Below are 13,556 nucleotides of genomic sequence, written 5' to 3'. Positions count from 1 at the left end.
ATCAATATTAGGAAAAACAAAATAAAATCAAATGATTTTATTTACAATCACAAGAAAAACCAATATTAATAGTGACAGACCATACACTTTCAACACTTTCAACCTATTGAACCTATCCAAAAACCAAAGTACCAAAACAGGTTTGTATAGCCCCAGAAACAAGGATAGGACACTGCCTATGATAAGGATTTGCAAGAAAAGGTGAATGGCATCTTTCATGTTTTCATAAACAAAAAAAGGAACCTCCTTGCGGAAGTTCCTCTGATATGGTTAATACTTATCCTATTTCTTACGCTTGATCTCCTGCATGGTGTAGCCTTCTATGGTGTCATCTACCAAGATATCATTAAACTTCTTGATCGAAATACCACATTCGTAGCCAGCTTTCACTTCAGAAACATCGTCCTTGAATCTCTTCAATTGATCGATTTCCCCATCATGAACAACAATACCATCACGTATTACTCTTATCTTATTCTTACGGGTAATGAAACCATCTGTGACATAAGAACCAGCAACAGTGCCAATTTTAGAGATTTTGAATATTTCCCTCACTTGGATATTACCAGTGATGATTTCTTCAAATTCAGGCTCAAGCATTCCCTCGATCGCATCTTTGATTTGGTTGATCGCATCGTAGATGATAGAGTAATGTCTGATCTCGATTTCTTCCTGTTCGGCGATTTTCTTCGCATTTGGAGAAGGCCTTACTTGGAAACCAATGATGATCGCATCGGAAGCCGAAGCCAACAACACGTCTGATTCGGAAATCTGACCTACACCTTTGTGTATAATATTGACAGACACTTCATCTTTGGATAATTTCAACAAGGAATCTGAGAGTGCTTCAACTGATCCATCCACATCACCTTTGATAATGATATTGAGTTCTTTGAAGCTACCGATGGCCAATCTACGTCCAATCTCATCAAGTGTGATATGCTTCTTGGTACGCATGCTTTGCTCTCTCTGGATCTGCTCCCTTGAGTTGGCAATTTCCCTTGCTTCCCTTTCAGTATCATACACCTTGAATGTATCACCAGCTTGTGGCGCTCCACTTAGTCCCAATACTTGGACAGGAGTAGAAGGTCCAGCCTCTTTCAGTTTTTTGCCTTTGTGGTCAAACATGGCTTTCACCTTGCCATAATGCTGTCCTGCCAGCATGACATCACCGATACGCAATGTACCTGCTTGAACCATCACAGTCGTTACATACCCCCTACCTTTATCAAGAGATGCTTCTACTACAGTCCCTACAGCATTTTTATTGGGGTTGGCAGTCAGCTCAAGTACTTCCGCTTCAAGCAATACTTTTTCAAGTAGCTCGTCTATACCCGTACCTACCTTTGCAGAGATATCTTGGGACTGATATTTACCGCCCCATTCTTCCACGAGTAGATTCATATTTGCCAATTGCTCCTTAATCTTGTTAGGGTTTGCATTTGGCTTATCAATTTTGTTAATCGCGAAAATCATTGGAACACCCGCCACTTGCGCGTGGTTGATAGCTTCTTTGGTCTGCGGCATGATATCATCATCGGCAGCGACTACAATAATTGCGACATCAGTGATTTTGGCACCTCTGGCCCGCATAGCTGTAAACGCTTCGTGACCAGGGGTATCAAGGAATGCGATTTTTTCCCCCGTACTCGTCATTACATCATAAGCTCCGATATGCTGGGTGATTCCACCTGCTTCATCATCAGTCACTTTCGCTCTTCTGATAAAATCAAGAAGGGATGTTTTACCGTGATCAACGTGCCCCATTATGGTCACAATCGGCGCCCTATTCACTAAATCCTCTGGATTATCTACTTCTACAATCGTATTTTCCTCTTCATCAGATTTTGTAAATTCTACCTCAAAGTCAAATTCATCGGCAATAATCGTAATTGCTTCAGCATCCAATCTCTGGTTGATGGACACAAACATCCCAAGAGACATACATGTCGAAATAACCTGGTTCACCGATACATCCATCAATGAAGCCAAATCATTGGCAGAGATGAATTCGGTTACTTTGAGTACTTTGTTATCTTCAAATCCCTCTTCGGTCTCCCTAGATCTCTCGGATTTTTTATCTCTTCTGTTCTTGCCTTTTCCACCTCCTGCTTTTCCACCCTGCAATCTGGCAAGCGTTTGCTTGATTTGATCTTGGATTTCTTTTTGGGTAGGTTCGGCTTTTTGGACTCTTCCGCCAGCATGGCCACCTTGACCTGGTCTTCCACCTTGTCCCGGTCTGCCCTGAGGGCTTCTTCTTTCCCTTTGGTTAGGTCCACCGCCAGCTCTATGTCCGCCTTGCGGCTGTCCAGTTCCGGCTGGTTTATTTCCTCCTGCTGTGTTTGCACCACCTTTGGCTGCGTCTCCACCTGGAGTATTTTTATCGATTCTCTTACGAACTCTCTTTTTCTTATCCTTATTTCTCTCATCTGAAGAAGCTACAGGCTTGCCCTTTTTCTTCGGACGATCTGTAGGGAGTTCAATTTTCCCCAATACAGTCAAACCTTTCAAAGAATCCGCCTTGGCCGCAATTACTTGCTGCGGCTCTGCTTCTGCCTTTACTGGGGCGGAAGTCGGTTTTGGAGTTTCTTTTTTCGGCTCTTCTTTTTGAGGGATAGGCTCTTTTGGCGTTGTTTTTTGCTCAGGTTGAGGAGTAGAGGTAGGTTTTTGTGATTTAGCGTTGTCATCTTGCTGAGGCTTCACAGCCTGAGTGGGTTTTTCTACTTTAATCTCAACTTTTGGAGCTTCTTCCTTTACAGGCTCTGGCTTGGCCACTTCCTTTGGCTTTTCCTCTATTTTTTCTTCAGCCTTTGGTTCTACTTTAGGAGCTGGAGTGGGAGTAGGTTTAGGTGAAAGATCGATCTTTCCCAAAACTTTGATCCCTGGCAGTTTAGGTGCCTCTGAAGTTACTTTTGTATCTTCCTTTTTTTCTTCCTTTGGAGTTTCAGGCACAGGGGCAGGTGAAGGGACAGGGTTGGGCTTCACAGCTTCTACCTTTTTCTCCTGTTTTACTGGCTCAGGCTTAGACTCCTCACGAGCTTCTGACTCTGCCTCTATAGTAAAAGTCTCATGATGACGCTTACCTATGGATAGGTGTGACGCCTCTTCCTTCTCTTGGGCAGAGGACTTGAATTCTTTTGCCAGCACACTAAACTGATCCATGCTGATCTTCGAATTGGGGTTGTTTTCGACTTCAAAGCCCTTTTTAGCCATAGATTCCACAATCGTAGAAATACCTACGTTGAGTTTTCTGGCGACTTGGCCAAGTCTCATCATTTTTTCTTCTGACATACGCTAAAAACCTCTTTCTAATTCTTTGGCAAATATAAGACCTATATTTGGGTAAATTGGTCTTTATTTATTGTTCAAATTCCTGTTTTAATATTCTGAAGATTTCCTCTATAGTCTCTTCCTCTAGCTCAGTACGTCTCAAGAGATCTTCTTTGGTCAAAGAAAGCACACTCTTGGCAGTATCCAAGCCTGTCTTTTTCAACTCATCGATCACCCAACTTTCGATCTCATCACCAAATTCGTCAAGAACTACATCTTCCTCATCTTCATACTCGCTCAGTTCTCTGAACACATCAATCTCATATCCTACCAATCTGCTTGCAAGTCGGATATTAAACCCTCCCTTACCGATCGCCATGGATACCTGATCTGGTTTCATGAAAACTGAAATCCTTTTTTTCTCGTGATCCGCTTGGATCGAAGAAACTTTTGCCGGGCTCAAGGCACGCGACACATATAGATCAAGATTATCTGTGAAATTAATCACATCGATATTCTCATTTTGCAACTCTCTAACTACTGCATGGATCCTGCTTCCTTTCATTCCGACACAAGCTCCAACTGGATCTATTCTGTCATCATAAGATTCTACAGCCACTTTTGCCCTTTCTCCTGGCTCCCTTACAATTTTCTTGATGGTAATCAATCCATCAAAAACTTCAGGCACCTCATTTTCAAACAGTCTCTCCAAGAAAATCGGGGACGTTCTTGAAAGTATAATTCTAGGGTTTCCATTGACCATTTCCACCTTGTGTACGATAGCCCTGGCAGCATCTCCTTTTCTGAACCTGTCTTTTGGAATCTGTTCGCCTTTTGGAAGGATCAGCTCATTGCCTTCCCCATCCATCAACAATACTTCCCTACCCAATATCTGGTAAACTTCAGCCGAGATGATCTCACCGACCAATTCTTCATATTGGTTGAAAAGCAAATCCTTTTCAAGATCCTTGATCTTCTGGATCAAGGTCTGTCTAGCCATCATGACTGCCCTACGGCCAAAATCTTCCAACTCAATCTTTTCGTACACCTCTTCCCCCACTTCAAAGTCAGGTTCGATTTTTTGGGCATCTGTAAGGCTGATCTTGTCAAAATCCCAGATATCCTCAGAGTTGTCGTCTACGATCTCCCTAATCCTCAATATTTCAAGATCACCTTTGTCGGCATTGATGGTCACATCAAAATTCTCGTCGGTCTCGTACTTCTTGCGAATCATCGCCCTAAACACATCTTCGAGAATGCGAATCATCGTTGGTCGATCCACATTTTTTGATCTTGCAAATTCTGCAAATGATTCTATAAGAACTTTAGCATCCATTTTTTTTACTTAAAAGAGACTAGTACAATTGATTTCTTTATTTCTTCCAAAGGGTACACCAAGTCTTCTTCAGTGGCTTTTTTCCCTTTTTCTTTTTTGATCACCTTCAATACAATCTCTGAAGGTCCCACTTGGAGAAGTTCCCCCTCAGTTTCCTTTCCGTCTGTCAAGGTTACTTTGAGTTTTCTCCCTATATTTTTCTCATACTGCCGTCTTGAGTTTAGAGGATAATCCACACCAGGGGAAGAAACTTCAAGCACATATGCGTCCTCCAGCAACTCCTTCGCTTCAATCTCCTCACCTACTTGTCTGCTGATAAATGCGCAGGCATCTATACTGACTCCCTGATCGGCGTCAATAAGAATCTTAAGCTGAGGTTTACTGCTGTTTTCAATAAGCTGAATGTCCACAATGAAGTGCGTTTCATCGGGCAAATGCTTCTCTACAATTTCTTCAATAGTCTGTTTTAAACTCATATTACAATTTACCATAATGAAAGAGGGGACTGTCGTCCCCTCCATATATTCGGCTAATACGGTACAAATTTAACAAAATAATTTCCATAAAAAAAAGACTGTTATTAATTCCTTTGTTTTAAAGTACTTGAAAGCAATACAATCCTACTTTGTGGAGCCAAAATTATCGTTGGTTTTATTTTTTGGTATGTGAATTGATTGTTGCAGACCAACTCGCTGAAATCACATCAATTAAAGACCGTTTAAATTGATTCAAAAAGGGAGTATATGTTAAAGTGAAACATTGTTTCAAAAAAAAAACATATAATGATAAGAAATTGCAATTAAGATAATAATTTTGTCGTCCTGCGTTTCTTGTTATGCATCTAGAATGCTAACTTTAACATATTCTCAAATTAAAATTCAACCAAAAAGACATAATGGGATTATTCGATTTTTTCTCCAGTGATATTGCTATAGATTTAGGTACTGCAAACACGCTGATTATACACAAGGACAAAATCGTTGTTGACGAACCTTCGATCATTGCTATAGATAGAACTACCAATAGGGTTTTGGCAGTAGGAAAAGATGCGATGAACATGCATGAAAAGACGCATGAGAACATCAAAACTATCCGTCCGCTTAAAGATGGGGTGATAGCTGATTTCTATGCTGCCGAACAGATGATCAGAGGATTGATCAAAATGATCCCAGGGCACAAAAAGGGTATGTTTCCCCAGTCCCATAGAATGGTAATCTGTATCCCTTCAGGCATCACCGAAGTGGAGAAAAGAGCTGTCCGTGATTCTGCCGAGCATGCTGGCGCCAAAGAAGTATATATGATTTACGAACCGATTGCAGCTGCCATCGGTATCGGCATAGATATAGAAAAACCAATGGGGTCCATGATTGTAGATATCGGGGGTGGTACTACCGAAATCGCACTGATAGCCCTCTCTGGTATTGTGGCTGACCAATCTATCCGTGTGGCCGGTGACACGTTCACTAAGGACATCTTGGACTACATGAGAAGACAACACAATCTACTGATCGGTGAAAGGTCTGCCGAGAAGGTCAAAATAGCCATTGGCTCTGCTTTGACCGAATTGGATGATGCACCTGAGGATTATGAAATTAGGGGTAGGGATTTGATGACGGGTATCCCAAAAGTCATCAAGGTTTCTTATTCTGAAATAGCATTTGCACTTGACAAATCAGTATCAAAGATCGAAGAGGCAGTTTTGAAAGCATTGGAAATTGCCCCACCGGAGCTTTCTGCCGATATTTATGACAATGGGATTCACCTCACAGGGGGTGGTGCATTGCTGAAAGGCCTGGACAAAAGGCTTCACCAGAAAACAAAATTGCCAATACATATTGCAGAAGATCCACTTAGGGCAGTGGTAAGGGGAACTGGAACCGCCTTGAAAAATATTTCCAATTTCAGAACCGTATTGATGACTTGATCTCTGGATGCAGCGCATTTTATTATTCCTTTACAGTTTAAGAGCTTTTCTATTATTCGTTTTTTTGGAGACAATCGCCATTTGGCTGATTGTCTCCTTCAATTCCCAGCAAGGCTCTGCTTTTTTCAACAGCTCCAACAGGTTCAGTGGCAAAGTGTTGGGGGCGAAAAACAATGTTTCCGAATACTTTTCCCTGGCAGAAGTCAACAAGCGGCTAGTGGATACGAATGCGGAATTATTGGCTGAATTGGAAATGTACAAAAAACCTGCAGACAGCACCTATATCCAATTGGATAGCAGTTTGATGGCCAAGTTTGAATTTAAAGGAGCTAAAGTCATCAACAACTCTATCCGTCTCAGCCAAAACCACCTAACCCTCAACAAAGGGGCGGCGCATGGGATAAAACCAGGAATGGGGGTGTTCAATGGCCAAGGGGTTGTCGGAAGAGTAAAAGGTGTGTCCAAAAATTTCGCAACTGTAATATCCCTGCTACACATAGACCTTTTGATCTCTTCCAAAATCGAATCCACAGAGGTGTTTGGGTCCATCAAATGGGATGGTGCAGATCCAAAAAATGCGAAGATGCTCTATATCCCGAGGCATGTCAAGATAGAAGTTGGAGATAAAGTCGTCACTTCAGGATACAATGCTGTGTTTCCCGAAGGCATTGCCATAGGGACAGTATCTGAGGTAAGTCAAGGGACTGATACGAACTACCTCGATGTCACCGTGGACTTGTCAACTGATTTCACGAAGGTCACCTACGTGTATCTTGTAGAAAACTCCATTGAAGAAGAATTGGATTCCCTGTATATAAATTCAGAAATAAACAATGAACAGTAGTAGGATTTTTTATTTGGCAGGTGGATTTATCCTCTACCTTTTGGTACAGACACTTGTACTGAAAAACCTCGTGCTGTTTGGTATTGCATTTTGCTTTTTGTATATCACATTCCTTATCCTGCTGCCGATAGAAACCAAAACAATCCCAACTTTATTGATCGCTTTTGGAATGGGGCTGATCGTAGATCTCTTTTATGACACTTTGGGCGTCCATACTGCAAGCCTCCTGATCATTGCATTTATCCGGAGACCTTGGATCAAAATCCTGACCCCTACCGGAGGCTATGACGACAATTTACAACCTACAGTTTTGAATATGGGTTTTGGTTGGTATATGACCTACAGTCTACCACTCATATTCATTTTCAACATTTCCTTCTTTTTTATTGAAAGCATGGGTACACATTTGTTTGCCCCAGTCGTTCAAAAAATAATCACTAGTGCTATTTTTGTTTTTGTATTGAGTAATATTGTTCAACTGTTGTTTTACAGGAGAAGGAGAGGATTGTAATGAACGAAAAAAGACCGATTACCATCATCGTCGTTATTGTGCTGATAGGGATCGTACTGTTGACCAAACTGTTTATGATCCAAGTGGCAGATGACAGCTTTTTGAAAAGAGCTGAAAAAAATGCTGTCCAAAGGTTGGTGGACCATCCCTATCGGGGACTTGTCTATGACAGGACCGGAAAAATCATGGTCTACAACAATCCTATTTTTGACCTGATGGTCATACCCAAAGAATTTGATGTCAAAGACACAACAAGGTTTTGTGAAATATTCAACATCGCCAAAGAAGACTTGATTGAGAAATACACTGCCGCAAGGAAATATTCCTCAGTAAAACCCTCAATCCTCATCCCGCAGGTATCAACTACAGAGTTTGCAAAAATCCAAGATTATTTGATCGACTATCCTGGTTTGTTTGTGACAACCCGATCTGTCAGATCCTATCCACAGGCCAGTGCAGCCAATGCACTGGGATATATCGGTGAGATCATTCCAAGGCAACTGGAAAGAGACACCGTCAGGTACTATAGACAAGGGGATTTTGTTGGCCATAGTGGTTTGGAAGGCTTTTATGAAAAGGAACTTCGAGGAGTGAAGGGGGTCAAATACAAAATGGTCAATGTCAGGGGCATTGATAAGGGTTCATTCAAGGATGGGGATTATGACACTGCCTCTGTGGCAGGAAGAAACCTCACCTCTACCATAGATCTTGAGCTTCAGCTATATGGTGAAAAGTTGATGGAAGGAAAAGTAGGTTCTGTCGTAGCGATAGAACCAAAGACAGGTGAAATCTTGGCGATGATTTCAGCACCTTCCTACGATCCGAATTTGCTTGCAGGCTCCAAATTCAGCACAAATTATGGTGTATTGAACAAAGATGAAACCAAGCCTTTGTTCAACAGGCCTATCATGGCGATGTATCCACCAGGTTCTATTTTTAAAATTGTCCAGTCCCTGATCGGTCTTCAAATGGGTGTATTGACACCAAATACTACCTATGCGTGTAACAGATCATTGGTAGCCTGTCACAACCACCCATCACCTGTGAATTTATTTGGCGCAATCCGGAATTCCTGCAATCCCTACTACCACCAGGCTTACCGAGCCATGATCAATCAAGAGGTGTCTAGAAACACTTTTAAAGACACAGAAATCGGACTTGATAAATGGAGGGAAAAAGTATTGCTTTTTGGACTCGGAGGACCTGTTGGGATTGATATGTACAATGAAAAGGGGGGAAGTATTCCTTCCAGCACTTACTACGACAGAATATACGGTCCTGGCAGATGGAAGTATTCGACCATCTATTCCCTATCGATCGGTCAAGGTGAAATGTTGGTGACACCACTCCAAATGGCAAACCTTGCTGCAATATTTGCCAATAAAGGCTACTATTACCCGCCACACCTGATCAAAGCGATAGACGGTGACCATACCAAGATCAAAGAAGAATATAGGACAAGAAGAGAGGTTGGTGTCGATGCGCACCATTTTGACCTGATCCAAGACGCCATGGCAGAAGCTATCTATGGAACTGCTGCAAGGGCTGCTATTCCCGATATCACCATCGCCGGAAAAACCGGTACCGCACAAAATCCACAGGGCGAAGACCATTCTGTTTTCGTAGCCTTCGCACCCAAAGAAGACCCAAAAATCGCCATCGCTGTGTATGTTGAAAATGCCGGTTGGGGCGGTAGGGCTGCTGCAAGTACAGCAAGTTTGATGATAGAGAAATATATCAAAAGGGAAGTAGCGAGACTTGGACTGGAAGACTATGTAATCGCCGGAAAATTCATGTGATTTGAGACAGGACGACTTATATATCAACAAAATTGATTGGATATCCATCATAATCTATGCAGCACTCGTGATTATAGGATGGTTCAATATCTATGCAGCTGTTTTTGATGAACAAAACGCAAAAAGCATCTTCGATCTATCGATCAATTCAGGACAGCAACTTGTAAGGATAGGTGCAGCAGTAATCATGATTCTTCTGATTATGGTTGCCGACTACCGCTTGTACGAAAACCTTTCTTTGATTCTATATGGGCTTTTTCTGATACTTCTGATCATCACTCCATTTTTGGGGAAAGAAGTAAATGGACAAATACTTTCTGTAGGTTTCGGTTCTGTCCGCATACAACCTGCTGAATTTGCCAAATTTGCCACCGCCTTGGCACTCGCCAAGTTTATGGAAAGACCAAGCTTTGACCTCAGTCAGGTCAAATACCAACTGCAGGCATTGGCTATCATCATGATCCCTGTGATTTTGATCATGCTACAGCCCGATACGGGTACAGCTATGGTCTTTTTTGCATTTTTCATTATGCTCTACAGGGAGGGGATGCCTCAAAAATACTATATATTAGCCTTAACAATGATTGCAGTTTCACTTTTGGCATTGGGGATTGAGAATAACCTTTATTTGGTTTTTGCTATTGCTGCCGCTATTAGCATTATGATATTTTTAGGGAAAAAGAAACTATCAAGAATCATATCCTTCGTAGTCATAGGGCTGTTGATGATTGGCTATGTGTACAGCTTGGACTATGTCGTGTCAAAACTCCCACAACATCAGCAAAACAGGATCATGGTGCTTTTCAATCCTGACCTAGACCCTTTGGGAGTAGGCTGGAATGTCACGCAGTCAAAAATCGCCATTGGTTCGGGTGGATTCCTTGGCAAAGGCTACCTAGAAGGAACCCAGACAAAGTTCGACTTTGTTCCAGAACAACATACCGATTTTATCTTTTGTACACTTGGTGAGGAATTTGGCTGGGCTGGAAGCTTGGTAGTAATCATCCTCTTTTGCAGTCTGTTGATCAGGCTTGTTTTCCTGGCAGAACGGCAAAAAACCAGATTCTCCCGGGTCTATGGTTATTGTGTCATTTCCATATTGCTCTTCCATTTTATGGTCAATATTGCGATGACAATCGGACTCTTTCCTGTAGTAGGGATTCCCCTACCATTCTTTAGCTATGGAGGCTCTTCTCTATGGTCATTTACTATTCTTCTTTTCATATTTATCAAGTTGGATTCACATAGAATCCAGATGCTGGGAAGGATGAATTAACTTGAATCGATACTATTTTTACCTGTATCCTTAGTGTACCTTGTAGTAAAAAAATCACCCACATGTTTGTATAATGGTTCTGTGTTTAAAAATCTAACCACGGAGGACACGAAGTATTTCACAATGTGCACAAAGTTCTTCTTCAAGACCACTTGAATCGACACTATTTTTACCGGGATTCAGCTTGGAGACGGCGAGCCTACCTCACGGAAAGCAGGCATTCGGAGACGTTCCCTTCAAACCTACTCCTAACTTCTTAAAGATAGTGAACTTTCATGTTTAATAAACCGCCCGCTGTATCCAAGTTGATGTTAGAGTGCGTTATTCCTTCTGCGTTTTAAAGGAAAGTTAATCCGATTCTTTTATTAAGACCTTGTTCGAAAATTCGAATTAATGTCGATAACTGGATATTTCCTTTTCCATTTTCTAGCTTGGAGATATAACTTTTCTTTGTTCCTGCCCTTTCCGCCAATTGCTCCTGGGTAAGATTTGCTTCTTTTCTAGCCGACTTCAGCATTTCACTTACAATGAACATTTGGGCATTTTCTTCATATTTATTTCTGCTTGCACTTCCGACTTTTCCGTGTTCCAGTTCAATCAGTTCATCAAATGTTTTTACTTTGCTATAATCTTTCATGGCTTTATTTCTTTGATTGAAAATATTCCTTCATTAACCTTTCCGCTTTCTCTATTTCATTCTTTGGAGTTTTTTGAGTCTTCTTTTGAAAACCATTGAAAAGGACAACCAGCCTCCCTTTATCAAAGCAACAGAAAATTCTATAAATATTTGATTGGTATTCAACTCTTACTTCAAATAACCCTTCAGTTCCTTCAAGATGTTTGAGAAACTTCTCTGGTACCCTTTCCACTTGCTTGATCAGCTCAAAAACATATTGAATCTTACTTTTAACCTTATCATTCTGGTTTTGATAAAATTCAATAAAGTGGTTTTCGTAAAAAATAATCTTCCTAACCATATTCACAAAGTTATCTCAAAAGATAATATTTTCCAAAAGTGTGGGATTCTTTTAATGCACTCTAACTATATCCTTGGTGTCCCTTGTGGTTAAAAAATCACCCACATGTTTGTATAATGCTTATGCGCTTAAAAATCTAACCACAGAGGACACGAAGGATTTCACAACGTGCACAAAGATATTCTCTAAAACCACTTTGTTTCAACACCATTTTCCCTTGTGTTCCTTGTGCCACCTTGGTGTCCTTTGTAGTAAAAATGCCCCCTAAATATCTGGATAACAACACCTACAACAACCCTCTAGCCTTTATCTCCAAATACTTGTTGATCGTATTGATGCTTAGCTCACTTGGTTTTGTCAAAATCGTCTGAATCCCGTGTCGATTGAGTTCTTTTGCCATTAATTTCTTATCATACAAAAATTTCTCTGCAACAGTTTTGTTAAAGACATCGGATAGCTTGCCTGCCGGCTGTGAAGTCAACTCCTCCAACAGGGTATTCTCAAACATCACTACCACCAGCAAATGCTTCTTGGCAATCGCTTTGAGGTAGACCAGCTGTCGCTCCAATGCACTGTGATGCTCAAAATTCGTAAAGAGGATCAACATGCTTCTATGATTCACCTTTTGCTTCAACCAGTTGTACAACAAGCCAAAATCAGTATCCAAAAACTTTGTATTGACATTGTATAGCATCTCCATGATACTCATCAAATGTGTTTTGCGATTGATGGCGGGGAGGGATCTTTGGATGGTATTTGAGAACGTAATCAGACCAGCCTTATCCCCTTTTTTGATGGCAATATTGGAAAAAGCCAAAGTACTATTGACCGCATAATCAAGAAGACTCAGACCATCAAATGGCATCTGCATCACCCTACCTGTATCAATGATGGAATAAATAGGTTGGGACTTTTCGTCCTGATACTGATTCATCATCAAAGAGGCGCTTTTTGCAGTCGCTTTCCAGTTCACCCTCCGGATATCATCCCCTTGGACGTACTCTTTGATTTGCTCAAATTCCATTGTATGCCCAATCCTTCTGATTTTCTTCAATCCCAGATCAAATTTCCTGGTATTTGCTGCCAAAAAATCATACTGTTGCATTTGGATAAACGAAGGGTAAACCTTCACCATTTGTCCTTTTTGAAAACTATACCTCCTTTTGACCAAGCCCAGCATACTGGTCACAAAGATGTGAAGGTCACCAAAATAATATTCTCCCCTAGTTTTTGGCAGCAATTGGTAATTGATAATCTTTTCCCCATTATTCTCCACTCCCTGCAATATTCCGAAATCCCTTTTCTGAAATTGTACCGGTATTTCATCTAAAATAAAGGCATTGATAGTCCGGCTATAATTGTTTTTCAGTACAATTTTTACGGTGTTGAAATCACTGTTCGAGAATTTGTCAGGCAAAACCCGCTCGGCTGCAATGCCATTTTTTCTCCTAAACAAAAAAACAAAATCAGCTATTACGAGCAATGCCAAACCCCACAAAGAAATAAAGCCCAAAGGATATAAAAACCCAACCCAGTAGGACACCAGAAAGATAAAGGCTATTCCAGCCAATATCCAATAGAGTCTGCGCTCGAAGAAAAGTTGTCGAAGAAATTGCATC

Annotated in this window: 12 protein-coding genes; 5 read left to right on the top strand and 7 right to left on the bottom strand. The window is 41.2% G+C overall.

Annotated features, from left to right (window positions below):
- Positions 1–27: 27 nt before the first annotated feature.
- The 4 genes from ACFSKL_RS08875 to ACFSKL_RS08860 all read right to left on the bottom strand — a co-directional run bounded on the left by ACFSKL_RS08875 (position 28) and on the right by ACFSKL_RS08860 (position 5,082).
- Positions 28–219: a hypothetical protein gene (locus tag ACFSKL_RS08875; RefSeq protein ID WP_376885469.1), complete on the bottom strand. Its 192-nt coding sequence runs from the start codon at positions 217–219 to the stop codon at positions 28–30.
- 63 nt (positions 220–282) lie between these two features.
- A complete protein-coding gene (infB, locus tag ACFSKL_RS08870; protein ID WP_376885468.1) occupies positions 283–3,291 on the bottom strand; it encodes a translation initiation factor IF-2 in 3,009 nt (1,002 codons plus the stop codon).
- 67 nt (positions 3,292–3,358) lie between these two features.
- Positions 3,359–4,606: a transcription termination factor NusA gene (nusA, locus tag ACFSKL_RS08865; RefSeq protein ID WP_376885465.1), complete on the bottom strand. Its 1,248-nt coding sequence runs from the start codon at positions 4,604–4,606 to the stop codon at positions 3,359–3,361.
- Positions 4,607–4,611: 5 nt separating this feature from the next.
- Complete coding sequence (locus tag ACFSKL_RS08860; RefSeq protein ID WP_376885463.1) at positions 4,612–5,082, bottom strand: ribosome maturation factor RimP; 471 nt, start codon at positions 5,080–5,082, stop codon at positions 4,612–4,614.
- 419 nt (positions 5,083–5,501) lie between these two features.
- Here ACFSKL_RS08860 and ACFSKL_RS08855 point away from each other — a divergent pair, with 419 nt between their 5' ends.
- The 5 genes from ACFSKL_RS08855 to rodA are packed head-to-tail and all read left to right on the top strand — an operon-like array spanning position 5,502 to position 10,960.
- Positions 5,502–6,530, top strand: a complete 1,029-nt coding sequence (locus tag ACFSKL_RS08855) for a rod shape-determining protein (RefSeq protein WP_076501372.1) — start codon at positions 5,502–5,504, stop codon at positions 6,528–6,530.
- Positions 6,531–6,537: 7 nt separating this feature from the next.
- Entirely contained in the window at positions 6,538–7,374 is an 837-nt protein-coding gene (gene mreC, locus ACFSKL_RS08850; protein ID WP_376885461.1) for a rod shape-determining protein MreC, read from the top strand.
- Positions 7,364–7,885 (top strand): rod shape-determining protein MreD, encoded by a 522-nt coding sequence (locus ACFSKL_RS08845; protein WP_376885458.1) that lies wholly within the window; start codon positions 7,364–7,366, stop codon positions 7,883–7,885. The genes mreC and ACFSKL_RS08845 overlap by 11 nt, the downstream gene beginning before the upstream one ends.
- Entirely contained in the window at positions 7,885–9,684 is a 1,800-nt protein-coding gene (gene mrdA, locus ACFSKL_RS08840; RefSeq protein WP_376885456.1) for a penicillin-binding protein 2, read from the top strand. Before ACFSKL_RS08845 ends, mrdA begins: the two co-directional genes overlap by 1 nt.
- 1 nt (position 9,685) lies before the next feature.
- The gene (rodA, locus tag ACFSKL_RS08835; RefSeq protein ID WP_376885454.1) at positions 9,686–10,960 is read left to right on the top strand and encodes a rod shape-determining protein RodA; all 1,275 of its coding nucleotides are present in this window, start codon (positions 9,686–9,688) and stop codon (positions 10,958–10,960) included.
- Positions 10,961–11,297: 337 nt separating this feature from the next.
- Here rodA and ACFSKL_RS08830 read toward each other — a convergent pair whose 3' ends face one another.
- The 3 genes from ACFSKL_RS08830 to ACFSKL_RS08820 all read right to left on the bottom strand — a co-directional run bounded on the left by ACFSKL_RS08830 (position 11,298) and on the right by ACFSKL_RS08820 (position 13,555).
- The gene (locus ACFSKL_RS08830) at positions 11,298–11,597 is read right to left on the bottom strand and encodes a helix-turn-helix domain-containing protein (protein ID WP_376885452.1); all 300 of its coding nucleotides are present in this window, start codon (positions 11,595–11,597) and stop codon (positions 11,298–11,300) included.
- A gap of 4 nt (positions 11,598–11,601) precedes the next feature.
- On the bottom strand, positions 11,602–11,937 hold the full coding sequence (locus tag ACFSKL_RS08825; RefSeq protein ID WP_376885450.1) for a type II toxin-antitoxin system RelE/ParE family toxin: 336 nt from the start codon (positions 11,935–11,937) through the stop codon (positions 11,602–11,604).
- 286 nt (positions 11,938–12,223) lie between these two features.
- A complete protein-coding gene (locus ACFSKL_RS08820) occupies positions 12,224–13,555 on the bottom strand; it encodes a DUF58 domain-containing protein (RefSeq protein WP_376885448.1) in 1,332 nt (443 codons plus the stop codon).
- Position 13,556: the final 1 nt, after the last annotated feature.

The sequence above is a fragment of the Belliella marina genome, from assembly GCF_042682445.1.
In the GTDB taxonomy this organism is placed as follows: Bacteria; Bacteroidota; Bacteroidia; order Cytophagales; family Cyclobacteriaceae; genus Belliella; species Belliella marina.
Note: the sequence above shows the minus strand (reverse complement) of the source record. Positions and strands in the feature narration are given on the sequence as shown.